Here is a 22,324-nt window from a genome sequence, read left to right on the forward strand (position 1 = left end):
AGAACGAATCATGAAGCTGCCAACCATCATGGACTCAGGAAACCAAGAACAAGAGGGAGGGAATCATTAAGGATCACGTCCAAATTGACGGCCATGGTTATCAATTTGAAAATTATGGTAAAGGAATTAACCGAACCTATCAAGCCCTTTTATCGTTTCAAAAAATGCGAAAATCGGGTAAAGGCCCCCGTCTGCCCAAATTAGGGAAATCAGGATAAATAGAGGGCCTTAGGAAGGGAAAATACAAAAAAACAATGAAAGTTTGTGAAAAAATCCAATAAAATTCACAAAGTATGTGAAATAAGGTTTAGAAGTGGAATAAACTACAACTTAATCGACAGTCTCGATTTTTCGGTTAAATGCAGAATGGTGCCCATTTCGGGGTAAATAAGGGAAGATTTTCCGATTATGCAAAGCAAAATCTGCCATTTTTGAGTTTTTCGAGTCAATAGGCAAATTTCTCCGTCTATTTTCGTCTTTTTTAATAATAAATACTAAATAAGCGAATTTTTTCCGTCTATTTATCGGCTCGGGTGCATATCCTGATTCCCCAACTGATAAGTGTGGACCTTCTGCGGAAATCAACAACCAAATTGAAAAAAGGGCAGATTCTCAAAGAATCTGCCCCAATTTGCTATATTATTAAGCTTTTGCAGCTTGGATTTGTAAGTTGATTTTTACTTTATCGCCTACAAGCACGCCGCCAGTTTCTAGTGCTGCGTTCCAAACTAAACCGTAGTCAGAACGGTTAATGGTACCTTGTGCACTGAAACCAACTTTTTCATTTCCCCATGGATCTTTTCCTTGACCTTCAAACGTAACAGCGAAAGTTTCTTGTTTAGTTACGCCACGTAATGTTAAATCACCAGTAAGGTTGTATTCACCTTCATCTGTTTTTTCAATTTTTGTAGCACGGAAAGTCATGTTTGGATGATTTTCTGCGTCAAAGAAATCTGCAGAAACCAAGTGACCGTCACGATCTTTATTGCGTGTATCTACACTTGCAGTTTCAATTGAGAATTCGATTGCTGCTGTTGTTAAATCAGTTGGATCAGCGTCGATCGTTGCACTGAAATTATTGAAAGTACCTTTCACGTTTGCAATCATCATATGGCGAACAGAAAAATCTACACTGCTATGTGCAGTATCAAGAGCCCATTTTGTTTTTGTCATGTTATTTCTCCTCCAGTTTTGTTTTGAAATCATTTATCTCGAAATAAAAATAACTTAATTCAAGGTAAATTATATGTTGAATCCATGTATATTGTCAATCAATTTTCGTAAAATTTTTTCGATTTATTTATTAAAAGGAATAACAAGGGGGAAGGAATGAATGAAGGCAGAAAACAAATACTAAAAATGGCATAAAAAAAACGCCAAATTGGCGTTTTGAGTTTGAAATATTGGTTGAATGTTAAAAATAGGCATGTTAAAATTAATATTGGTCTAATCGGTGATTTTGAAATCTATATATAAATATCCTATAATAACATTATCACATTTTTTGATGATTGTCAAAAAAAAGGCCAAATTTTTTCTGGAGAGTGGTTCGATGAGCGATTTACAAAACTTAGACTGGCGAAAAGAACAGGATCGTGTTGATTTCGTTGTAAGGGAAATTGACAAAAAGACAAAAAAATTCAAGCAAGGTGCCGGTAATGTCAGCTCTGATGTTCTCGAGTTACGAAAAACTTTCTGGGAAGATGTAACGGTCAATATGGATGAACCGGATGACGTTATTGAGACTGCCGCAAGTATTAAGCAGCAGGCTGAATTACTTTCAGAACGGGAGCGGACACATAAACAGATTGATAAGCAGCTAAACACTTTAGCAAGATTAAAATATTCGCCCTACTTTGGTCGAATTGATTTTTGGGAGAACGGGGAAAAGTCCGCTGATCAAGTATATCTTGGAATTGCCTCACTCATGGATGAGCAAGATGAGAACTTTTTAATTTATGATTGGCGCGCCCCTATATCAAGTCTTTATTATGATTATCCTCCGGGTCCGGCTGAATATGAAACGCTTGAAGGAACTATTAAAGGGGAAATGAAATTAAAGCGTCAATTTATTATTCGGGCATCCGAAATTAAAGGGATGTTTGATACCGGGGTTACCATTGGTGATGAAATGCTTCAAGAAGTGCTAGGGAATAATGCCAGCACACAAATGAAAAGTATCGTCGCAACCATTCAAAGGGAACAAAATCAGATTATCCGCGATGAGCGAAGCAATCTACTGATTGTTCAGGGAGTGGCTGGAAGTGGAAAAACATCCGCAGCCTTACAAAGAGTTGCTTATTTGCTTTATCGTTACCGTGGAACATTGAAGTCGGAAAATATTATGCTGTTTTCCCCGAATCCCTTATTTAATAGCTATGTAGCCACCGTCCTCCCTGAATTAGGGGAAGAAAATATGCAACAGGTTACTTTTCAGGAGTACCTGAACCACCGCCTTGGAAAAGAATTTGAGGTCGAAGACCCTTTTTCTCAAATGGAATATTTGTTAAATGGGCAAGAAGGGCAGGAATATCTAACACGGGTTGAAGGCATTCGCTACAAGGCTAGTTTAGCTTTTAAAGATGTTATGGATTTATATGCTTTGAACTTGTCTAAACAAGGTTTAATTTTTAGGGATCTAACCTTCAGAGGAGAGGTGCTTTTTTCAAAAGAAACGATTCATGATTACTTTTATTCTTTAGATGCATCTTACTCGATTCCGAACCGAATGCAGTTGGTAAAGGAATGGTTATTAAGAGAATTAAAGAGAAGGGTGAGAAAGGAGCGCACAAAGAGCTGGGTCGAGGAAGAAACGCAATTTCTAGAAAAAGAAGATTATCTGGATGTATATAAAAAATTGCAAGAAAAGAACCGGTTCACGCATAACAGCTTTGATGATTTTGACAGTGAGCAAAAGCTGCTTGCGGAAATGGTTGTAAAAGAAAAGTTTAAACCAATTTTTGCGAAAGTCAAAAGATTGAAGTTTGTGGATATGCCGGCAATATACGAGCAGCTTTTTGAAGAGAATAAGGAGGGGGCTTTTCCTGAAGATTGGCCTCAAATTTGTGCACAAACTCTTCAAAAATTAAAAAAGCTGGAGATTGCATACGAAGATGCCACCCCATTTGTTTATTTGCAGGATCTAATTGAGGGGCGTACTTCCAATACTTCGATTCGGCATATTTTTATAGATGAAGCACAGGACTATTCACCATTTCAATTTGCTTTCCTTCAGATGTTATTTCCATTTAGTAAAATGACCTTATTAGGTGATTTTAATCAAGCAATTTTCTCCGGTGTAACCGGTTCTGATACGGTTTTGACCGACCTTGAAATCAGCAGTGATAAGGTTGAAAGGATTGTTTTGACAAAAACCTATCGTTCGACTAAGGAAATTGTTGAGTTTACTCGTGCTTTGATTGAAGGTGGGGAACAAATTGAACCCTTTAACCGGACAGGGAAGAAACCAGCGGTCAAGAAAGTTGAAAAAGATCAGATTGATGAAGTGATCTTAAATAAAATTAAGGAAATGCAAGGTGAAGGGCATCGGACGATTGCGGTTATTTGCAGAACAGAAAAGGAAAGTAAGGCAGCCTATGAGGTATTGAAGGGCAGAATTCCTCTTCATTTAATTGAAAAAGGGACGATATCGTATGAGAAAGGGATTCTTGTTATCCCATCCTATTTGGCAAAAGGAATTGAATTTGACGCTGTCATTCTCTACGATAGCTCACAGTATAAGGATGAACAGGAACGAAAACTATTTTATACGGTTTGTACTAGGGCGATGCATGAACTGCATCTGCTAACATCGGATGGGATTAGTCCGTTAATGGAAAATGTACCGCAAACTGCCTATGTTTTTGACTAACAAAAAAGCTGTATGATCATTGATCATACAGCTTCTTCTTTATTATAAATTTTTTCTTTCGTATTGTTTTTGCACTTGTTGATATGCTAATCGAAAAATTTCTTCTTCTGACGTATTCCGGTTTGTAATCACATTCGTTAAATAGTTTTTTCCTTGGTAGGTTACCGTGATATTTACTTGCATCATTAAAATCACCTTTCTTTATACGATCAAATTCAAAACGATTCATTTTATGCCAATCATTCAATTTTATGACTTCAGATTTCGAATTGTTTTTGACAGATTTGTTATAATGATTGTTAAAGTATATAGGTTCGGAGGCAGGATTATGTCCATGTATTTTGAAGAAATTACCCAAGATACACTTTATATTGCTCTAGAGATTATCAACTCAAATCCAGAGTATAATCAACTTGAAAACGGCAAACTCACTAGAACGATTGACGATATGGAAAAAGAATTTCTAAATCCACAATCAACTAGTGTGTTTATTAAATTAGATGACACCTATATCGGGATCATTGATTACTTGCTGGAAAATCCAAAAGATCAGACTCCTTGGTTAGGACTATTAATCATTCACAAAGATTATCAAGGATATGGCTTTGGTGTTCAGGCGTATGAAATATACGAAAATGAAATGTTAGATCGAGGATTAATATGTATTCGAATTGGTGTGATAAAAGATAATCACAAGGCACACTCTTTTTGGGAATCATTGGGATTTAAATATTTTAAAAAAGCACTATGGAAAAAAGAAATTGAGATTTCATGTTATGAAAAGCAGTTAGAACAAAACTAGACGACGCTATACCTCGAGAACCATAAATTCCTCTGCAAAACGCTGTACGTGGATTTTGTCTATTTTATTCTTCTTTAATAAAGATTCTGCAATGACAAGATAATGTTGAACCTGAGCATCTTTTTTTAATTCCCGCAGTGATACATCGCCATTCAGTAATTGGATGGCTTTTTCTTTGATGTCTTGACTGTTTGAAGATTCATAAATAAGGAAAGCAATACATGTAACTTTATCCACAAGAACCACTCCTCATATCAAGAATCGAATAATTCTATACTAATTCGACTATCATTTAAAAAACTCCTGCAAATTTCCAGAAAAATCGCAAAAAATGGTCCAAGGTTGTTTTTTAGAGCGGTTTTTTTATATAATGTTAAAGGGATAAAAGAAAAACTTTTTGTCGTGGATTTACCTTTCATCCCGCTTGGGGTGAGAGGTTTTTTACATATTTAAATGCTTTAGGAGGTCTATTGTAATGAAAAATTCCTTAATTAAGGATTTGTACAGAAATACAGAAAATTATATTGATCAAAAAGTTCAATTATCGGGTTGGATTCGTACCATTCGTGATTCCAAAACTTTTGGTTTTATTGAAATAAATGATGGAAGCTTTTTTAAAGGGGTTCAAATTGTTTTTGACGAACAATTGGATAATTTTAAAGAAATCGCTAAGCTCCCAATCAGCTCATCGATTAAGGTTGTCGGTGATTTTATTCATACGCCTCAAGCGAAGCAGCCTTTTGAAATTAAAGCAACTGAAATTTCCATAGAAGGTACTTCGAATGCAGATTACCCATTACAAAAGAAAAAGCACTCATTTGAGTATTTAAGAACGATTGCTCATTTACGGCCAAGAACAAATACATTTTCAGCAGTTTTCCGTATACGCTCGCTAGCATCTTATGCGATCCATCAATTTTTCCAAGAAAAAGGCTTCGTGTATGTTCATTCGCCAATCATCACAGGCAGTGATACGGAAGGTGCTGGTGAAATGTTCAGAGTGACCAACTTGGATATGGACAACCTTCCGAAAAATGAAGAAGGAAAAGTTGATAACACGATGGATTTCTTTGGAAAAGAAACAAATCTTACGGTTAGCGGTCAGTTATCCGGTGAAGCCTTTGCGTTGGCATTCCGAAATGTATATACCTTTGGTCCGACATTTAGGGCAGAGAATTCCAATACGGCAAGGCATGCAGCTGAATTCTGGATGATTGAGCCAGAGGTTGCTTTTGCAGAGCTTCCAGACATTATGGATCTTGCTGAGGAAATGGTCAAATATGTGATTGGTTATGTTCTTGAACAGGCACCTGAAGAGATGAACTTCTTTAACAGCTTTATTGAAAAAGGCTTGTTAGATCGCCTGAATAACGCCCATAAGGCAGATTTTGGCCGTGTAACCTATACAGAGGCAATTGAACTTTTACAAAAATCCGGAGAGCAGTTTGCTTATCCTGTTGAGTGGGGACTAGATTTACAAACCGAGCATGAACGCTACCTATGTGAAAAAGTCTACCAGAAGCCAGTATTTGTTACGGATTATCCGAAAGAAATCAAAGCTTTCTATATGAGATTAAACGAAGACGACAAGACAGTCGCTGCGACCGATTTACTTGTACCTGGTATCGGCGAACTAATCGGAGGCAGTCAGCGTGAGGAGCGCGAAGAGATTCTTGCCTCAAAAATCAAAGAACTTGGAATGAGTGAGGAAGATTATTGGTGGTATTTGGAGCTAAGAAAGTACGGCGGTACAAAGCACTCCGGATATGGTCTAGGTTTCGAACGGTTAATCATGTACTTAACAGGCATGTCGAATATTAGAGACGTTATTCCATTCCCAAGAACAACAGGAAACGCAGATTTTTAATTAAAAACAAAAATAAAAAGAAGGCCGGAATGGTCTTCTTTTTTTGACTTGAGTAGCGAGGAATTATGGACGGTGTAACTCCTCTTCGAAGAAAAAAGTGGACGGATGCTCTTTAACAACATAAGAATATCTTTTCATGTTTTTTACATATTGCCATTTCAAAATCGTAACCATCTCTTCCGTTCCCTTAATATATACAATCTCTCCACTATTATAGCGGTTATTTGAACTACCCAAATTAACACCCCATTTAATATTCTATCTCCATTATACTATAGTATGAAAAAATACTCCTTGTTATAGGAGAGGAACTTTTTTATTTTTTGGAAAAGTATTCCTATCCTACCGAATCCCTTCCTATTATTCGCTGATAGAATAAAAAAATAGCACGCCGAGGCGTGCTATTCTAATTAGTTATTTAAATCACATTTATCTAAAGGAATTAATTTCGTCTTCTTTGTAAATTTATATCCTAACCATAAGATGATAAACAATGGCAATCCGATATAGGAGACGAATACACCATTCCAATCGATATGGTCTCCGGTAAATGCGGAGTAGTTTTGACCTAAAACGACGAATCCGCACACAACAAAGGCAAAGATTGGACCAAATGGGAAAAGCTTAGATTTATATGGAAGTTTGCTTAAGTCCTTGCCTTGTGCAACATAGGCTCTGCGGAATCGGTAATGGCAAATCGCAATTCCCAACCAAGCGATGAAACCTGACATACCTGAAGCATTCAATAACCAAATATATACAGTTCCGTCACCGAAGAGGGAAGCAAGAAATGCAACAGTACCGACTAAAGTAGTAACGATTAACGCATTAACAGGTACACCATTTTTATTTAATTTGCCAAGGAATTTTGGGGCTTTACCCTGACGAGCTAAATCCCAAAGCATACGAGTTGAGGCATACATCCCTGAATTTCCTGCTGACAATACCGCAGTTAAAATAACAGCATTCATGACAGATGCAGCAAAGGCAATCCCTGCTTTTTGGAATACAAGTGTAAACGGACTGACTGTTACATCACTGTTTGCTAAATTACCGTTCGTGTATGGAATCAATAAACCAATTACTAAAATAGCTAAAACATAGAATAATAGAATGCGCCAGAAAACTTGACGAACAGCACGAGGAATTGCTTTTTCTGGATTGTCTGTTTCACCGGCTGCCACACCAAGAAGCTCAGTTCCTTGGAAGGAGAATCCTGCTGCCATAAAGATTCCAAGCATGGTCATGAAACCACCATGGAACGGGGCATCCCCAACAGTGAAATTCTTGAAACCGATAACATGTCCGCCCATAATACCAGATATCATTAATATTCCAGTAATAATAAAGATGATAACAGTGACAACTTTAATTAAGGAGAACCAATATTCCGCTTCACCAAAGCCTTTAACTGAAATAAAGTTTAGTAGAAACATAATGGCTAAAAAGATGGCACTCCACAAAATAGATGGGGTGTGCGGAAACCAAAATTTCATGATCATTGTAACAGCGGCTAATTCTGCAGCAATGGTGATGGCCCAGTTATACCAATAATTCCACCCAAGAGCGAATCCCAAGGAAGGGTCAACAAATTTGCTTGCATACGTACTAAAGCTTCCAGCAACCGGCATATAGGAGCCCATTTCGGCTAAGCTTGTCATTAAAAAGTAAACCATAATCCCAATGATTAGATAGGAAAGAATCGCACCACCAGGTCCGGCAGTAGCGATTGCGCCGCCGCTTGCAAGGAATAAACCTGTCCCGATTGTCCCCCCGAGTGAGATCATTGTAAGGTGACGGGCTTTTAAGCTGCGCTTTAATCCTGTTTTTTCTTTGTTCGAAATTAGAACATCAGCACTTGAATTTTCTTTTGATACACGTGCAGTTTGCATATTATCTTTACTCCTTTTCTTTGCTGTCTAGTTACAGCACCTAAAAAAAGGTGCTACAGCTTTTCTAATAGGAAGGAGTTTGGAATAAAAAATGCCACCGAAGTAGATTCAGGTGGCATATCAATACCCCGCATCATACCTTCCGAAAGATAGCTCAACACGATTAGCTGGTAGGGCTAATCATGACAGTTCTGTTCCTATTTGGAGACAGCCCCAGCATACTTTTATAAGAGAAAAAATATGCTTCGGCAGCTTTTCCTTTCAAACGAAGTTAACGATGTCTCTTTCATCTCGTCCGCTTTACTAATAAAAACCGCGACCTCTACCTCATCGGTTTGATGAGGATTTAAATATTCAAGTTAATATATTAATAAAGTATAAATAATATTAAAAAATTGTCAATTGTTTTTCTTAAAGAATAATTTTCATCAAAATAAGGGAAAATATAACACTGAATAAATAGTATATATCCTACATAAAAATTCAATTTTATAAGGTTTTTTTCAATAATATTGGTAAAATATCCGAAAAGATTAATAAAAGAAAATTTAAATTTATCTGATAATTGTATATTATTGTAAAAAACTATTAAATTTACTTGGGGACCGAGAATCGGTATGATATTTGAAAAGAATAGATAGTAGGAGGGGCACTTTCTTGCAATATCTTGGAATAGTTTTCGGTTCTCTCATTGTTGCTTTTGGATTTAATCTTTTCTTAATTCCTCATCAAGTCTTAAGTGGAGGAATGAGCGGAATTTCCATGATTCTAGGGATGATTACCCCATTAAATACGGGATTTGCAAACTTTCTTTTGAATCTTCCGTTATTAATTATTGGATATAAAATGCTCGGACGAAGATTAATTATTAATTCAATCCTATCCGTAATCATTATTTCGATTGGTCTTTATATCATTCCTGTTCATGCCATCGCGCAAGATAAAATACTTTCTTCTATATTTGGAGGAGCGATTACGGGACTTGGGGTCGGGATGGTATTTCGCAGCTCTGGATCAACAGGCGGTTTTGATATCATTAGCATGATTCTAGCAAGAAAAATGGATTTTCCAATTGGTGCCCTTCTATCCGGGATGAACGGTGTAGTCATAATCATCAGTGGATTTTTATTTAATTGGGATTCTGCTCTCAATACATTGGTCTCCATTTTTGTTACCGGTAAAGTGGTCGATGCCATTTATACGGACCATGCCAAGCTTACTATTATGATAATTACTGAAAAAGGCGAAGAAATGCGGAAACATCTGCTGTCTAATTTATACAGAGGTTTAACCATAATGGATGGAGTAGGCGGTTACTCTAATAACAAAAGAAATATTTTAGTCACGGTTATTTCCAGGTATGAATTAAATGATGTTAAGAATCTCATCTCTGAGGTGGATACCTCAGCATTCGTTAATATTACCGAAACAATTGAAGTAATGGGACTGTTTCATCGACCCAGTCCAAATTAGTACACAAAAGGGGCTCCCAAAGGTCAGTTAACTGACTTTTTGAACAGCCCCTTTCTTTTTAACCATTCAAGTATGGTTCTAACTGATCGATTGAATTTTGGACAATGGCTGCATTTTTCATATACATGTCCTTTGATTCCTCACAGTTGGTGGAAAGTGAAAATAACTCCAAGTCTGCATGGGTTTTTTTCAGCATCGCCATTAAGAGCGGCCGCTGCTGCGGGGAAGGTACTTGTAATTTGTCATCATAAATATCGATGGTTAATTCCCCGTATGAATCCACCTGTCCGATAAAAACATTATCAAGCGTAACCCCGAGTTTTTCTAATTCTGTAGTAAGCCAGCCACGGCTTTTTCCTGATGAACGAAGTGCTTCATCTAAAATTTTTCCGTCCATAATTACGGTTTGGGGCTCTTTTTCATTTGCGGTTTTCATTTGCAAATCTTTTGGAGTGAGAGGTCGATTCTCTTTCTTCAACATGGCACTCAAATTCCCTTTAGGTTCTAGGACAGCAAACTCAACATCAGCGATTCTAAAAATGTCCTTCTGCCTAAGCAGGGCGGATAATTCATCAATCGTGTATTTTTCCTTCTTTAAATTTTCTTCCAAAACTTTTCCATCCTTAATTACTACAGCTCCTCTACCATCCATAACATCACGGAACTTTTTGCTTTTTAATGAAAGGAAGTCAGCCATGAAAGTAACCAGACCAAACACGATGATGGCCAACGCCCCATGATATGCATTACTTTCAAGTCCAGTCACTACTTCACCAGCAATACTGCCTATAGTAATGCCTGCAACATACTCAAAGAAGTTAAGTTCGGAGATTTGTTTTTTTCCAAGAAGTTTAGTGGTTAGAAATACTAATAATAAGAAGATTAGTGATCGAGCAATTATTAAAACCCATCCAGGCATCTTTTCTCACCTCAATCCATTATCCTTTGTATTGCGGTTCTTGACGTTCAAGTTCATATACTCTTGTCTGAATGTCCTTTTTTACCTGTTCAAATGTAAGGGCAGTCTCATGAAAAACTCTTTTCGCTTCCTCATCAAGTGAGTTGAGAGCCAGAGACGATAACTGTGCCTCAATATCTTTAATCGTTGCAAGTGTTGTCTTTACATTAGAAGCAACGGTCACAATGCATCTTCCTTTCTTGAAGGACTTACTATGTAATGAGATTCACGATAGAAATGAAAAAGGGGTTGGCAAAAACGCCAACCTATTTGCTTATTATTGATTATATTGTGGCTCTTCGGCCTGAATTTCTTGAAGGCGTGGTTCTAAGCTATCTAACACTGATTGAGTCTGCTGGGCAGCTTGTTGATAAAGCTGTTTTGCATTCTGGTTATCAGTGGCTAATGCGAAGGTTTCAAAACTTGCTTGGGCACTTTTTAAACTAGCTAAGGCTTGCTTTACTTGTGTTCCTACTGTCATTTAATAATCCCTCTTTTTCAATGAATTCAATTACAAAAGTAGTATGTGAACTTACACATGAGCCTATGTACATTTTTGTTTTCTTTTTTTAAAATTTCGCGCATATAGTTAAGCAGTATGAATTTTTAAACTTGGAGGGAAGAGTGTGAGAGATAAAATAGGAAAAGATGATTTTGTACCAGGTTTTGTTCCCCATCATAATCATGGTTCTGTTGATTATACAGGTGTAAGTTCAAACCATGTCCATCAGTGCCTAGATGTAACATCGCCCCCAATTCAAACCCAGGATGGAAGTCATATTCATTATACAGAAGGGTATGTACTATTTGAGGATGGACATACCCATTATTATAAGGCCTATTCAGGTCCAGCTATTTCTGTCGGTAACGGTATGCATGTTCATTATTATGATTTTCATACTACAGAGGATAGTGGTCATAGCCATCATGTAAAGGGCGTCGATCACCCCGCCCCAGGGTCAAAATAACGGAAACAAAAAGGTCTCTCTTCCATAGAAGGGGGACCTTTATGAATAGGCTGTGTTAAAGGACAATGGTGATTTTGAAAAACGTTGATTGGAGCGGAAGGTGCGAGACTCCTGCGGGAGTAGCGGGACAGGTGAGACCCCACAGGCGCTTAAGCGCTGAGGAGGCTCACCGCTCGCCCCGCGGAAAGCGAGCATCCTGGAGCGGAAATCAACAACAAAGTTTAACAGAGCTTAAGGTTTAAAAAATGATTTTTTCCAAAACAAGGGGATTTAGAGCAGTGGTTTGGTCTACAAATAGGAACGCATCATAGCGCTCACCCATTTGAGAAGGAACATAATTTCCAAAATGCTCATATTCCGGCTGATAGACAACACCAATTGCCCGATGACCAATGGTATTGTCGAATTCATAGCGATTTTCATCTGTAAACAAAAGAAACTGATTAAATTCTCCACTCAAATGCATAAGATACTCCCAACTTCCATATTGAGCAGGAGGCACCTCCGTAATTTGAAAATTCAAGCCCCAATCCCTAGAAGCAATGACAGTACCGCTATAGGTACCGAAGCCCACGATGTAAACATCCTTTTCTGGATGCCTCTCTCGGAGCAATTGTCCAACATTGACCATCCCATCTTCCTTCATGTCGGTTGCCCGGGCATCGCCAACATGTGTGTTATGCTCCCAGATAATGATCTTTGCATCGTCACCATAATAGTTGATAATCGCTTCAATCGCTTCAGCCATGTGACGATCTCTAATATTCCAGGACTCTGAATCACTTCGCACCATAATGCGATAATATTCTTCCGCATGGGCCGTAACAAGTGCGTTCACTTCCATGTTCAGGCTTCCCTCGAAGTCATCCTGGTATTGCCATTTATTTTTTTGAATGGATGATAATAATTGGAGTGCTTCATTGGTGCAGTTTTCTGATAAATAACCAGCTGACACAGCATAAGATTCATGATTACGATTATACGTTTCGAAACAGGAAAAAGCTTTTCTAGCTGTTTCAAGTTCTGGTGATTGAGTTTTTTCAAGGTAATGGATAATTTCATCCAAACTTTCCCATAAACTGTAGACATCGATGCCGTAAAAACCAACATTTTGATTACTTTGTTGATTATAATCTTTTAACCATTCGATGAGGCCGATCATTTCATGATTTGCCCACATCCAGGTTGGCCATCGTTCAAATGCCTCTAATACTTCCTTAACATTCTGTTTTGGTTGGCCGTATCCTTTTATATAGCGATTGATATTTTGACAAGCCGGCCAATCTCCTTCAACCGCGATTATCGAAAATCCTTTTTCCGTAATTAATTTTTTTGTTAATTCAGCACGAAGTGTATAAAATTCGGAAGTTCCATGTGATGACTCCCCTAAGAGCACATATTTTGCTTCCCCAATTTGCTGGATAAGTGGATCTAAATCATTAATGGAAGAAAACTGCTTGGCATGTTTTTTAATGGATTCCTGCATTCTATCCATTCCTTTCATTTTAGACTCAATGAAGGTCTTTAATAATGTTCCCTTGTCTATTTAAACCTAAAGAAAAAGACGCCTTCATTTCCATTGGGAAAAAGAGGAAGTTATTATGTTAAAATCAGTATTTACTGTACGTAAGAGTGAAATATTTTGTTGTTGACATACTAAAGGGTATCTATATATAATTCTATCTTGTGATAAATCAATTCGTATTCGAAATATTCGATTTAGAAACCTTAGATTATCGAGGCAAAGGAGGAAGTAATGTACGAATTAAACAATGTAATTGTTGAGTCATTTTCGGAAATAAACAAGGCCATTTATCGGCTTATTAAAACTGAAGCAGACCGGATGGGAATCACGGTCGTTCAACTGAAGGCCCTTTATAGAATTTCTTCAAACCCTAAGATTGGCTTGGGTGACCTAGCCGATAAATTAAGGTTAACGAACAGCACTGTCAGTGGGGTTATTGATCGATTAGTTCAAAGTGGTTTGGTTGAGCGGATTGTTCCGCCTGAAAATCGCAGAGCGGTTTCGATTCATTTAACCCAAGCTGGAAAAGAGCTGTTAGATCAAGTTTATTCTTCTGAATCTATCCTAAGAAAAAAATTAAATGATGTGATGGATTTACCAAAAGAGGAGATTGAACATTTATTAAGTTTACACAGGCTTATTCTAACGAAGCTTTCAATTGAGGAGGATTAATTTATATGAACACTAAACGGCTGATTTTAGTAAACATTTTGATATTACTTATTTTAGTCGGAGGGGGTTTTGCAGCCTATTCCTACTACAACAAAACAGTAAATTATTTATCTACTGACAATGCTCAAATTGCAGGGCAGCAGGTGACAGTTGCTGCACCGGCTAATGGGAAATTAACAGATTGGACCGGAAATGTAGGCGATCATTTTTCCAAGAATCAAAAAATTGGAACCATTCTAGCTGCTGGAACGGGGGCGGGGGCAGCTGCAGCACCAACTTCCATTAATATAACTCTTCCGACTAGTGGCACAATTGTACAAACCAATGCTGTGAAAAATTCCTTTGTAGCTGCTGGTACCCCGCTTGCTCAGGTATATGATCTTGATAAGTTATGGGTAACTGCTAATATTGAGGAAACTTCAATTGATGCAATAGCTGAAGGGCAAGATGTTGATATTTATGTAGATGCTTTTCCTAATTCAACATTAAAAGGAACAGTGGAGAAAATTGGCCTTGCAACATCAGGTACTTTTTCTCTTCTGCCAAGTTCCAACAGTACAGGTAACTATACAAAAGTAACACAAGTAATTCCTGTTAAAATTTCAATTGATGATAACAAAGGACTTCAGATTGTCCCTGGTATGAACGTGACCGTGAGAATTCATAAGTAGGTGATTCGATGTCAATATATATCACGGTTTATGTCATTTTAAGCATATTGGTGCTATTACTGTTTAATTTTATGTTTATGAAAAAAGGCAGAAAACCCAAGAATCGTTCTGTAAAGGATTCAACCCCTGATGTTCAGGAAAAGAATCACAAAAGGAACATGGAAGAAGAAGTAGAGGATTTATTGAAGGTATCTGCGATAACAGAGCCAGCATTGGAATATGTTGAAGCAAATGTAGAACCGATTGAGGAAGAGGAGTCACCAACATTATCAAGGGTGAAAGAAGCGAAAAAAGAAATAGGAAAAGGAAAAATTCTTACAGCTTTGATGTTGGGGGCATTCGTCGCGATTTTGAACCAGACCTTGCTTAATGTTGCTATCCCACATATCATGTCGGATTTAAATGTTTCCGCAACAACAGTTCAATGGTTATCCACTGGCTATATGCTTGTGAACGGTATTTGTATCCCAATCACTGCCTATTTAATAGAAAAGTTTGGTACAAGAAGATTATTTATTACCGCGATTATGCTTTTTACAATCGGGTCATTTATATGTTCGTTTTCAACAAATTTTAGCTTTCTTATGATCGGCAGGATTGTGCAAGCATCCGGTGCAGGTATCATTATGCCTCTGTTGATGACTGTTTTCTTTGCTATTTTTCCACCGGAAAAACGGGGAATGGCGATGGGGATGATGGGAATTGTTATGCTGTTTGCCCCAGCCATTGGTCCAACTTTATCAGGGTGGCTGATTGAACATTATTCTTGGAGATTATTGTTTGATATTGTTATTCCAATTGGTATTATTGATTTAATCTTAAGCTTTATTTGGATGAGGGATGTAACGAAAATCACCAATCCAAAGTTTGATCTCCCAGGTGTATTATTCTCCACATTGGGATTTGGTTTCCTCCTTTATGGTTTTAGTGAAGCCGGAAGTAAAGGGTGGTCGAGTGGAACAGTAGTGATCTCGCTTGTCATTGGAATCATTACATTAATCGCCTTTGTCATTCGTGAGCTAACAACTGATCATCCGATGTTAGAACTGCGCGTCTTTAAATATGATATTTTCGCATTAACGACAATTATCAGTATGATTATTAATATGGCGATGTTTGGCGCAATGATCTTGCTGCCAATCTATCTGCAAAATATTCGTGGATTTACTGCACTAGAATCGGGCCTTCTGTTACTGCCAGGAGCAATTGTGATGGGCATAATGTCACCCATATCCGGTGCATTATTTGATAAAATTGGAGCCAGATGGTTAGCCGTTGTCGGGTTAACGATAACAGTTATTACAACTTGGCAATTTTCTAGCCTAAGCATGACGACTAGTTATTCTCATATTTTATTCCTATATGTAATGAGGATGTTTGGAATGTCCTTTTTAATGATGACGGTTATGACAGAAGGATTAAACCAATTACCACGTCATCTTGGCGCCCATGGTACTGCTGCCTCTAATACAGCTCGACAGGTTGCCGGAAGTATTGGAACAGCGTTTCTTGTTACAGTTATGTCGACTAGACAAGAAGCCCATATGGGAGACTATTCAAACCTGATTACAAGTACCAACCCATTTATCGCAGGAAAAGTATCCCAAATTGGTCAAGGTATTGCGGCGCTTGCACATGTACCTGCAGGTGCTGGTAACCAACTGAGTTTGTATATGATTTATGGGCAAACCATGAAACAGGCAACCATTGATGGAATCAATGATTCATTCGTTGTTGCAACGGTTATTGCAGCAGTTGCATTGGTTCTCGCTTTCTTTATTAAACGCGCACGTATAAAGGAACAATAATAGAAAAGGGCTCAGCATCTGCTTAGCCCTTTATTTTTATAGAATTATTTCCAAATATTTCACATTTTCGTCACAGGTAAACGGTGAATTCTCATTTTTCGGTGCTATACTATAGGTGTAGAGGTTAATAAAACAAATTAACATCTTAGGAGACTCAACCATACGTGTTCGTTCCGTTTGTGAACGAGTAGTAGGTAATCTGTACCAATATTTGGATAGGAGGAGCGATGAAAAAAATAAATTGGAAAAGGATGCGAAATTAATTATCTTAACCTTCTTCCAATCAAGTTTTTCATTGCCATGAGACCATACCAAATGGGAGGAAAATGAGTCTAATAAATCGGTAACACACCAAAAAATTGTTTCTTTTTAGGAATTTGAATTCCATTTAACATGAGAATTAATTCCTTCAACGGAACAAACACACATCGGCTGATGGTTCAAACCTTCCGGTAAATAGGAAGGGGAATGAATGACCAAATTGGCGGATGTCATGGTTGGGTCCCCTAAGATGTTATAACCTTTAAGCTGCCGGATCAAACAAAAGAGTTCCTTTTTGAGGGGCTTTTATTAAAATACGTGCCGAAATGACAGTCGTATTGGTATATAAAATAGTAAAACTCGCCAATTGGCGAGTTTCTTTATTAGGAATACAAAAACCTTATTTTATATAAAACCTCACTTACTTCTGATACGGTTCAATGTATTGCATCTCTTGGATTTTTGAGAAAACTCACTCCCTTTTAAATAAGATTTCTTGCCTTTAATCGAGTAACCAGCAAAAGTAAAAAATAAGGGAAGATTTTTCGGTTAAATGTAGAATGGAGCTCATTTCGGGGTAAATAAGGGAAGATTTTCCGATTATGCAAAGCAAAATCCCCCATTATCACGTTTTTCGAATCAATAGGGGAAATATCTCCCTCTATTTAAAGCTTTTTTTATGGAAATTTCTAAATAAGCGAAATTGTTCCGTCTATTCATCAGCTGGTATGCTTAGTCTAGTCCCCAACCGATAAGTGCGGACCCTCTTAATCCCAGATGCAGGTATCAGCAGCTGTTTAGCGACCAGTTAATACTCAAAACGGTACTGCAAATGACAGAAGTTTTGACCCTCTTTTTTAATTGTACAATACTTATTGTCCATGATTAACCACACGGTAAAAATCTTTACCCTCCCAAAATTGGAATAATAGCTGATGTTGTAGGAAAAAATTAGTGAGGAAGGAGTGGATTTGTTTATGTATAACCGAATGGATAAGAAAAAAGATCCAACAGTTGCACCTGGAATGGATGACCAGGAAGAGTTGGAGCAAAGTGCAACGGAAGAAGAGGTTGAAAGTGGAGAGTATACAAGTGTCACGACCCTTTCATATGATGAAGTAGATCCAAGTTGATTTCCAACCGTTCTGCCTGATATACCAGGCAGTTTTTTTGTTCCAATTTGGAGCAAATGAATATCAATAACAGTCATAGTTCGATATACTTAAATTAGAACTTCAAATGAAAGGGGCAGGTTAATGGCAGAAATTCAAAATATCACTATTACCGAACAACAGGAAGCGCTTTTGGAGAGAATGCAGCACCGGAGACTAACAAAAAGAAAGATATTTCAAAGAATCTTATTAATCACGCTCGGGGCGACATTAATGGGAGTTGGGCTCGAAATTTTTCTTGTTCCCAACAATGTAATTGACGGAGGTATTACTGGTATTTCCATTATGCTTTCCTATCTTACCGGATGGAAAATAGGTATCTTCCTCTTTATTCTAAACATGCCGTTTTTCTACATCGGATATAAACAAATTGGAAAAACCTTCGCTTTATCCACTCTTTATGGAATTATCATTCTTTCCATTGCTACAACATTACTTCATCCAGTCCCTGCATTTACGCAAGATATTTTGCTTGCATCTGTGTTTGGAGGGATTATTCTCGGAATTGGAGTCGGTATTGTCATTCGTTATGGTGGTTCTTTAGACGGAACCGAAATCCTTGCGATTCTTTTTAACAATAAGCTCCCTTTTTCGGTTGGGGAAATCATCATGTTTTTTAATCTCTTTATTTTAGGCAGTGCCGGTTTCGTCTTTTCATGGGATCGGGCCATGTATTCGTTAATTGCCTATTTTGTTGCTTACAAAACGATTGATATCACAGTGACCGGTTTGGATGAATCTAAATCGGTTTGGATTATAAGTGACAATGCCAAACAAATAGGGGATGCCATCATGAGCCGACTTGGCCGTGGTGTGACCTATATGAAGGGTGAGGGTGCATACTCGGGGGATGATAAAAAAGTAATCTTTTGTGTCATCAATCGTCTTGAAGAAGCAAAATTAAAGGAAATTGTCTCTGAAAATGATGATCATGCCTTTTTAGCCGTTGCGGACATTGCTGAAGTCCGTGGAGGAAGATTTAAGAAAAAAGATATCCATTAGAAGCTTGAGAAAAGCTTCTATTTTTTTATTCGGAAATATTTTATTTCATGTCAGAAACAGAGGGTTTGCGCGGAGATTTTTGTCGTTTGCTGATGAATTTGAAGAGAAGAAAAAACGTATTTTGTCAAAAAATGCGCTTACCTAGGAAATATTATCAGAAAATACAGGAAATTTCCTCAATAAAAAAATGGCAGAATCACACCGCCATCTTTTTATGTAAGATTAAAACAATAACTCATATACTTCATTTAATTCATGTGCCCTTTTTGCATCAAGTTCTTCTTTCGCATACATAATTTCTTTTGGGAGGATGTCATTTAAAAATTCAATTTCTTTTTGACTTAAATGGCGAACAAAGTCCCCCTCAGAGGTAAATCTCCCCTCAGAAACCTTACGAAATAGGTGGCGGCCCTCTGAATGATGTTCGTCATTGTAATTTGATAATATTTCACGGAGATATCCTAATGTTTTATCCATTTTTATTTCACCAAACCTTTCCCGTTCTTATTTTTCGACGGAAAAATTTTTATATACGTTTAAAAGAAAAAAAGAGCAAGCACGAAGGCATTGCTCTAAATGGAATTAAAAGAAGAATGGGAAGAATCCAACTCCAAACGGGACAAAGAATGGTCTTCCGAAAAATGGCCCAGGAAAAAATCCAAACCCATAGCCTTCATTCGGTTGTTTTGAATTTAATTCAGCCACTTCAAAACCGTCTTCTTTAACTTTAACAACTTTCCCGATCACCCAGTCTCCTTTTTCGTTTTTAAACCGAATCATTTGACCTTCAAGTTGACGTGCTCTTTCATAATTCATTCAAGGATCCTCCTTCCGTTAGGGACTTGCTATAAATTATGTAAAGAGTTCACAAGTTGAAAGGGCGAGTAACCATCTTGTCCAATTAGTTACAAAAAAAGCCTTCCGGTTAACGGAAAAGCCCTTTTTGAATCATTATTTTGTACAGGTAATAATCCGATAGCTAAGGACATCCTGATATTTTAAAACCATATTCGCATGCATGTTGAAGATTGCAAATAATTCTGGTTCGAAATTAGCTGAAAAATTGAATTCGGGTGCGTGATTGCCTTCTGCTAAGGACTGTTTTTGTTTTTTAACTTCAATATTTTTATATCCTGTTTTTTCTAAAAGCTCTTTCCAATCTTCCTCTAACAATAAAGAATCTACAGCATAAAATTGTTTGATTTCTTGCTCCTCTTGCATCGAAAGCTTTTGGTTAATCGTCATTTCATTTGCGATAAAGCGACCGCCTTTTTTTAATACCCGATAGAATTCTTTTAATGTTTTTGGTTTATTTACAAAAGCCAGGACCGACTCAGATAAGACGAAATCAAAAGAATTGTCCGTAGAAGGAATTTCTTCAACGGATCCTTGAATAATTTGAACCGGCAATTTCATGGTTTCAAATCGATTTTTCGCTTTTTCAATCATAATCGGATTGATTTCGACTCCTGTAACGTTTGCTTGGTATTGCTGGGCTAAAAATGCTGCCGTTTGCCCTGTTCCACATCCAGCATCTAATATATGTGATTGATTCGTGATTTTTTCATTTGCAAGTAATTCCTTTGTTAATATGATACCACCGGGATGAGCACCGCCAACGCCAAACTTGGCTAAAAAATCAAAATAGGTTAAGGCTCTCACCAGACACACCACCCAAATCTTTTTTTTGCATACTATGTAAAAGGACTTGGATGGGTTCTTTTTCAAAGATTTAAATTTACTTAAAATAGATAATAATATTATTATGTAAACTAAAAAGTTAATCCCATTAACTCCCACTATAAGGAATCCCCCAATGATTCTATACTTGGAAGTGGGAGGGGATCATTTGATTTATTTACTTGGTATTATTTTTTGCGTTTTCAGCATTTATTTTTTTTATAAAGCACATAAAAATACAAAAGATGTTGTTTTAAATAATATTACGGTTTCACATTCAAAATTAATGGATAAGCCACTTAATATCCTTCATCTATCCGATTTACATCTTGAAAATATATCGATTTCCCCAGAAGAATTGTATCAAACCGTTTCAAATCAAAAAATTGATTTAATTGCGCTTACGGGTGATTTTTTAGATCGTAAAAGAAGTATACCAAAATTGGTTCCATATCTTTCAGCATTATCACGTTTGAATCCGAGATTTGGAATGTATGCTGTATATGGGAATCATGATTATTTCTAAAAAAAAGAAAATTTTGAGCTTCTTAAACAGACATTAGAAGAAAATGGATGTATAACACTTCAAAATCAGCATGTTTCTTTTAAAGTTGATGGGGAAGTGATCAACATCATTGGAATTGATGACCATCATTCACATCGAAGTAATGTCGAAGAATCCTACCGAAACCTGCAGAATGGCTACAATCTGGTTTTAACGCACGACCCTAATGTGGTGCTGAAAATGAAAAACTATCCGTATGATTATCTTTTATCTGGTCATTTTCATGGCGGACAAATCCATTGGCCCAAACCTTATCATTTGTTAAAAATGGGGAAGCTGATCCGGATGAACATTGTGAAAGGTTTACATTACCATGAGGGGAAGCCATTTTATATTAGTGAAGGTTTAGGCCAAACGGGAGTGAATATACGGATTGGCAGTCGTCCAGAAATAACTTTCCATCATATTTCGTAAAAGCTGGGGCATTTTCCCCCGCTTTTATCGTTTTATCTACCAAAACATATCCTGACATTACCATAACTAAAAAGGTAATTCTTAAACATCCTAAAAAGGAACACTGGCAGAAGGAGAGCTGGCCATGAGAATACGCCTAGCGATTTTATGGATATGGAAATTAATTGACCCATTATTTTATTTATGTTCACGCTTACATTATATCCAGGAAGAGAATAAGAAAAAATCAATTTTTAGAGTGAGGATTACTAAATATAAAGGGAAAAACATCATTTTATCTGATGGTACGTTAATTTGCCGTAACGATCTTTTGATTAAGATTCATTTACACAATGTCCGGCTCCTAAATGAATATATAAAAATGAAAAATGACCTAAACCGGGCAAGGCAGATCTATAAGACCGTTTTAAGGTCGATGCCCTCCCTTGCCCGTTATATAAGCACGCATCCAAGCGAAACGCAAATTAAGGGGATCATTGGAATCACGACAATTAATAAAGGGGTTGTACCTCTAGGATTTGAAACTTTTAGACCCAATAACCGCCTCTACCGGCGCGCTAAAAAAGTCGGCCAATTACCTATTTTTCTGCTTACAAAATCATCCTTCAGCAATTTCCAAAAAAATAAACTGAATTATTTATTGATGTCTAAAGATAAGCTTTATCAACGGTATGGATGTAGTCTCCCAGCAAATAACAATCAATGAGTACATTCCCAAACATA

Annotated in this window: 25 protein-coding genes, 1 pseudogene and 1 riboswitch; of the genes and pseudogenes, 13 read left to right on the plus strand and 13 right to left on the minus strand. The window is 37.2% G+C overall.

The features are described 5' to 3' along the window. Window positions 1–204: hypothetical protein (locus M028_RS33785; protein WP_026574275.1), on the plus strand; the 204-nt coding region annotated here is incomplete at its 5' end. A 438-nt stretch (window positions 205–642) separates the two neighbouring features. On the opposite strand, the gene M028_RS0128440 is transcribed toward M028_RS33785, so the two are convergent. Further along, complete coding sequence (locus tag M028_RS0128440) at window positions 643–1,173, minus strand: YceI family protein (protein ID WP_026576857.1); 531 nt, start codon at window positions 1,171–1,173, stop codon at window positions 643–645. Between the two features lie 379 nt (window positions 1,174–1,552). On the opposite strand from M028_RS0128440, the gene helD reads away from it, so the two are divergent. Continuing rightward, window positions 1,553–3,871 (plus strand): RNA polymerase recycling motor HelD, encoded by a 2,319-nt coding sequence (gene helD, locus M028_RS0128445; RefSeq protein WP_026576858.1) that lies wholly within the window; start codon window positions 1,553–1,555, stop codon window positions 3,869–3,871. Window positions 3,872–3,913: 42 nt separating this feature from the next. Here helD and M028_RS0128450 read toward each other — a convergent pair whose 3' ends face one another. Further along, window positions 3,914–4,057, minus strand: a complete 144-nt coding sequence (locus M028_RS0128450) for a BA3454 family stress response protein (protein ID WP_026576859.1) — start codon at window positions 4,055–4,057, stop codon at window positions 3,914–3,916. A gap of 142 nt (window positions 4,058–4,199) precedes the next feature. On the opposite strand from M028_RS0128450, the gene M028_RS0128455 reads away from it, so the two are divergent. Beyond that, on the plus strand, window positions 4,200–4,673 hold the full coding sequence (locus M028_RS0128455; protein WP_231510921.1) for a GNAT family N-acetyltransferase: 474 nt from the start codon (window positions 4,200–4,202) through the stop codon (window positions 4,671–4,673). A gap of 6 nt (window positions 4,674–4,679) precedes the next feature. Here M028_RS0128455 and M028_RS0128460 read toward each other — a convergent pair whose 3' ends face one another. Next, window positions 4,680–4,910, minus strand: a complete 231-nt coding sequence (locus tag M028_RS0128460) for a hypothetical protein (RefSeq protein WP_026576861.1) — start codon at window positions 4,908–4,910, stop codon at window positions 4,680–4,682. Between the two features lie 238 nt (window positions 4,911–5,148). Here M028_RS0128460 and asnS point away from each other — a divergent pair, with 238 nt between their 5' ends. Next, window positions 5,149–6,540: an asparagine--tRNA ligase gene (gene asnS, locus M028_RS0128465; protein ID WP_026576862.1), complete on the plus strand. Its 1,392-nt coding sequence runs from the start codon at window positions 5,149–5,151 to the stop codon at window positions 6,538–6,540. A gap of 63 nt (window positions 6,541–6,603) precedes the next feature. On the opposite strand, the gene M028_RS33495 is transcribed toward asnS, so the two are convergent. Together M028_RS33495 and M028_RS0128475 are read right to left on the minus strand one after the other, a co-directional pair. Beyond that, complete coding sequence (locus M028_RS33495) at window positions 6,604–6,777, minus strand: hypothetical protein (protein ID WP_165976338.1); 174 nt, start codon at window positions 6,775–6,777, stop codon at window positions 6,604–6,606. 173 nt (window positions 6,778–6,950) lie between these two features. Beyond that, window positions 6,951–8,432 (minus strand): amino acid permease, encoded by a 1,482-nt coding sequence (locus tag M028_RS0128475; RefSeq protein WP_026576863.1) that lies wholly within the window; start codon window positions 8,430–8,432, stop codon window positions 6,951–6,953. A gap of 142 nt (window positions 8,433–8,574) precedes the next feature. Beyond that, window positions 8,575–8,765, minus strand: a riboswitch (Lysine riboswitch). A gap of 324 nt (window positions 8,766–9,089) precedes the next feature. On the opposite strand from M028_RS0128475, the gene M028_RS0128480 reads away from it, so the two are divergent. Beyond that, the gene (locus M028_RS0128480; RefSeq protein ID WP_035425019.1) at window positions 9,090–9,905 is read left to right on the plus strand and encodes a YitT family protein; all 816 of its coding nucleotides are present in this window, start codon (window positions 9,090–9,092) and stop codon (window positions 9,903–9,905) included. A gap of 58 nt (window positions 9,906–9,963) precedes the next feature. Here the strand turns inward: M028_RS0128480 and M028_RS0128485 are convergent, their stop codons facing one another. The 3 genes from M028_RS0128485 to M028_RS0128495 form a co-directional block, all read right to left on the minus strand. Further along, a complete protein-coding gene (locus tag M028_RS0128485; protein WP_026576865.1) occupies window positions 9,964–10,824 on the minus strand; it encodes a DUF421 domain-containing protein in 861 nt (286 codons plus the stop codon). Between the two features lie 19 nt (window positions 10,825–10,843). Next, window positions 10,844–11,047 (minus strand): DUF1657 domain-containing protein, encoded by a 204-nt coding sequence (locus M028_RS0128490; RefSeq protein WP_026576866.1) that lies wholly within the window; start codon window positions 11,045–11,047, stop codon window positions 10,844–10,846. A 93-nt stretch (window positions 11,048–11,140) separates the two neighbouring features. Next, complete coding sequence (locus M028_RS0128495; RefSeq protein WP_026576867.1) at window positions 11,141–11,344, minus strand: DUF1657 domain-containing protein; 204 nt, start codon at window positions 11,342–11,344, stop codon at window positions 11,141–11,143. 145 nt (window positions 11,345–11,489) lie between these two features. Between M028_RS0128495 and M028_RS0128500 the strand changes: the two genes are divergently transcribed. Continuing rightward, window positions 11,490–11,831: a YmaF family protein gene (locus M028_RS0128500; protein ID WP_035425021.1), complete on the plus strand. Its 342-nt coding sequence runs from the start codon at window positions 11,490–11,492 to the stop codon at window positions 11,829–11,831. A gap of 238 nt (window positions 11,832–12,069) precedes the next feature. Here M028_RS0128500 and M028_RS0128510 read toward each other — a convergent pair whose 3' ends face one another. Beyond that, window positions 12,070–13,326 carry an erythromycin esterase family protein gene (locus M028_RS0128510; protein WP_155925882.1) on the minus strand — a complete coding sequence of 419 codons (1,257 nt, stop codon included), beginning with the start codon at window positions 13,324–13,326 and terminating at the stop codon, window positions 12,070–12,072. A 261-nt stretch (window positions 13,327–13,587) separates the two neighbouring features. Here M028_RS0128510 and M028_RS0128515 point away from each other — a divergent pair, with 261 nt between their 5' ends. From M028_RS0128515 to M028_RS0128525, 3 genes are read left to right on the plus strand one after another with little or no spacing between them, the layout of a single operon-like run. After that, window positions 13,588–14,028 carry a MarR family winged helix-turn-helix transcriptional regulator gene (locus M028_RS0128515; protein WP_026576870.1) on the plus strand — a complete coding sequence of 147 codons (441 nt, stop codon included), beginning with the start codon at window positions 13,588–13,590 and terminating at the stop codon, window positions 14,026–14,028. 5 nt (window positions 14,029–14,033) lie between these two features. Then, the gene (locus M028_RS0128520; RefSeq protein ID WP_026576871.1) at window positions 14,034–14,699 is read left to right on the plus strand and encodes an HlyD family secretion protein; all 666 of its coding nucleotides are present in this window, start codon (window positions 14,034–14,036) and stop codon (window positions 14,697–14,699) included. A gap of 8 nt (window positions 14,700–14,707) precedes the next feature. Continuing rightward, window positions 14,708–16,507 carry a DHA2 family efflux MFS transporter permease subunit gene (locus M028_RS0128525; RefSeq protein WP_026576872.1) on the plus strand — a complete coding sequence of 600 codons (1,800 nt, stop codon included), beginning with the start codon at window positions 14,708–14,710 and terminating at the stop codon, window positions 16,505–16,507. Between the two features lie 369 nt (window positions 16,508–16,876). Here the strand turns inward: M028_RS0128525 and M028_RS33960 are convergent, their stop codons facing one another. Next, window positions 16,877–17,002 (minus strand): hypothetical protein, encoded by a 126-nt coding sequence (locus M028_RS33960; RefSeq protein ID WP_269320969.1) that lies wholly within the window; start codon window positions 17,000–17,002, stop codon window positions 16,877–16,879. Between the two features lie 743 nt (window positions 17,003–17,745). Between M028_RS33960 and M028_RS33500 the strand changes: the two genes are divergently transcribed. Together M028_RS33500 and M028_RS0128540 are read left to right on the plus strand one after the other, a co-directional pair. Continuing rightward, entirely contained in the window at window positions 17,746–17,901 is a 156-nt protein-coding gene (locus M028_RS33500) for a hypothetical protein (protein WP_197031494.1), read from the plus strand. 180 nt (window positions 17,902–18,081) lie between these two features. Further along, on the plus strand, window positions 18,082–18,942 hold the full coding sequence (locus tag M028_RS0128540; RefSeq protein ID WP_372512773.1) for a YitT family protein: 861 nt from the start codon (window positions 18,082–18,084) through the stop codon (window positions 18,940–18,942). A gap of 222 nt (window positions 18,943–19,164) precedes the next feature. On the opposite strand, the gene M028_RS0128550 is transcribed toward M028_RS0128540, so the two are convergent. The 3 genes from M028_RS0128550 to M028_RS0128560 all read right to left on the minus strand — a co-directional run bounded on the left by M028_RS0128550 (window position 19,165) and on the right by M028_RS0128560 (window position 20,604). Continuing rightward, window positions 19,165–19,419 carry a sigma-G-dependent sporulation-specific acid-soluble spore protein CsgA gene (locus M028_RS0128550; protein ID WP_026576874.1) on the minus strand — a complete coding sequence of 85 codons (255 nt, stop codon included), beginning with the start codon at window positions 19,417–19,419 and terminating at the stop codon, window positions 19,165–19,167. A 105-nt stretch (window positions 19,420–19,524) separates the two neighbouring features. Then, the gene (locus tag M028_RS0128555; RefSeq protein WP_026576875.1) at window positions 19,525–19,758 is read right to left on the minus strand and encodes a hypothetical protein; all 234 of its coding nucleotides are present in this window, start codon (window positions 19,756–19,758) and stop codon (window positions 19,525–19,527) included. A 135-nt stretch (window positions 19,759–19,893) separates the two neighbouring features. Next, complete coding sequence (locus tag M028_RS0128560; RefSeq protein ID WP_026576876.1) at window positions 19,894–20,604, minus strand: class I SAM-dependent methyltransferase; 711 nt, start codon at window positions 20,602–20,604, stop codon at window positions 19,894–19,896. Window positions 20,605–20,758: 154 nt separating this feature from the next. Between M028_RS0128560 and M028_RS31310 the strand changes: the two are divergent. Then, a pseudogene (locus M028_RS31310) lies at window positions 20,759–21,601 on the plus strand (metallophosphoesterase). A gap of 124 nt (window positions 21,602–21,725) precedes the next feature. Then, window positions 21,726–22,307: a YkoP family protein gene (locus M028_RS0128570; protein WP_051591309.1), complete on the plus strand. Its 582-nt coding sequence runs from the start codon at window positions 21,726–21,728 to the stop codon at window positions 22,305–22,307. Window positions 22,308–22,324: the final 17 nt, after the last annotated feature.

Origin of the sequence: Bacillus sp. UNC438CL73TsuS30 (assembly GCF_000482325.1) — a bacterium.
Lineage (GTDB): Bacteria > Bacillota > Bacilli > Bacillales > Cytobacillaceae > Neobacillus.